Annotated in this window: 1 rRNA gene; it reads right to left on the bottom strand. The window is 46.9% G+C overall.

The window, feature by feature from the left end:
• A 23S ribosomal RNA gene (locus OIO11_RS11725) occupies positions 1-1,636 on the bottom strand; the annotation flags it as partial.
• Positions 1,637-1,739: the final 103 nt, after the last annotated feature.

The raw sequence follows: 1,739 nt of genomic DNA, 5'->3' as shown, positions 1-1,739 counted from the left end.
GCACCAACATACTCCATAGAGACTTTTCTTGGCAGCGTGGAATCAGGTACTTCGCTACTTAATTTCGCTCCTCATCACACCTCAGAGTTAAGATTGAACGGATTTGCCTGTTCAATCCTCCTAAGTGCTTGAACGCACATCCAATAGTGCGCACACCCTATCCTCCTGCGTCATCCCATCTGTCAAACGCATGTTGGTGGTACTGGAATATCAACCAGTTGTCCATCGCCTACGCCTTTCGGCCTCGGCTTAGGTCCCGACTAACCCTGGGAGGACGAGCCTTCCCCAGGAAACCTTAGATATTCGGCCAACAGGATTCTCACCTGTTTCTCGCTACTTATGCCAGCATTCTCACTTCTGCACTGTCCACCACTCCTTACGGTATGGCTTCAACCTGTACAGAAAGCTCCTCTACCACGTGTACGTAGTACACATCCATAGCTTCGGTGGTAAGTTTTAGCCCCGTTACATCTTCGGCGCGGGATCTCTCGACTAGTGAGCTATTACGCACTCTTTGAATGAGTGGCTGCTTCTAAGCCAACATCCTAGTTGTCTTAGAAATCCCACATCCTTTCCCACTTAACTTACACTTTGGGACCTTAGCTGATGGTCTGGGCTGTTTCCCTTTTGACCACGGATCTTATCACTCGCAGTCTGACTGCCGGGATACAAGTATATGGCATTCGGAGTTTGATAGGGTTCAGTAAGCGCTATGCCCCCTAGCCCATTCAGTGCTCTACCTCCATTACTCAATTACCCGACGCTAGCCCTAAAGCTATTTCGAGGAGAACCAGCTATCTCCGAGTTCGATTGGAATTTCTCCGCTATCCACAGCTCATCCCATGGTTTTTCAACACCAACGTGGTTCGGACCTCCACGAAATTTTACTTTCGCTTCATCCTGGCCATGGATAGATCACTCGGTTTCGGGTCTACGACATGCAACTAGTTGCCCTATTCAGACTCGGTTTCCCTTCGGCTCCGCACCTTAAGTGCTTAACCTTGCTGCATATCGTAACTCGCTGGCTCGTTCTACAAAAAGCACGCCGTCACACTTTAATGTGCTCCGACCGTTTGTAGGCACACGGTTTCAGATTCTATTTCACTCCCCTCCCGGGGTTCTTTTCACCTTTCCCTCACGGTACTGCTTCACTATCGGTCACTAGGTAGTATTTAGCCTTGGGAGATGGTCCTCCCTGCTTCCCACAAGGTTTCTCGTGTCTCGTGGTACTCTGGAGTAGAACTACTTTTCTTTTCTTTTCACCTACAGGGTTTTTACCTTCTACGACTGAACTTTCCAATTCTATTCGGCTAAGAAAATCAAAGCGTTGTGTTCTATCCGCAACCCCAGAAACAAGTTTCTGGTTTGGGCTCTTTCCGTTTCGCTCGCCGCTACTCAGGAAATCGATTTTTCTTTCTCTTCCTTCTGGTACTTAGATGTTTCAGTTCCCAGAGTGTACCTCCATATACCTATGTATTCAGTATACAGTGCATGATGTTAATCATGCGGGTTTCCCCATTCGGAAATCTTCGTATCACAGGCTGTTTGCGCCTACACGAAGCTTATCGCAGCTTATCACGTCCTTCATCGGCTCCTAGTGCCAGGGCATTCACCGTGCGCCCTTTGTAGCTTGATCTTATATCAGCATACTGATTAATAAATCAGTATTTTAAAACATCTATTAGATGTTTCATTTTACTAGGTTATTTCTATATTCACTGTGCAATTTTCAAAGAACA

This window comes from Clostridium sp. ZS2-4 (assembly GCF_026719745.1).
GTDB lineage: Bacteria > Bacillota > Clostridia > Clostridiales > Clostridiaceae > Clostridium_H.
This window is presented reverse-complemented; position numbering and strand designations above follow the sequence as displayed.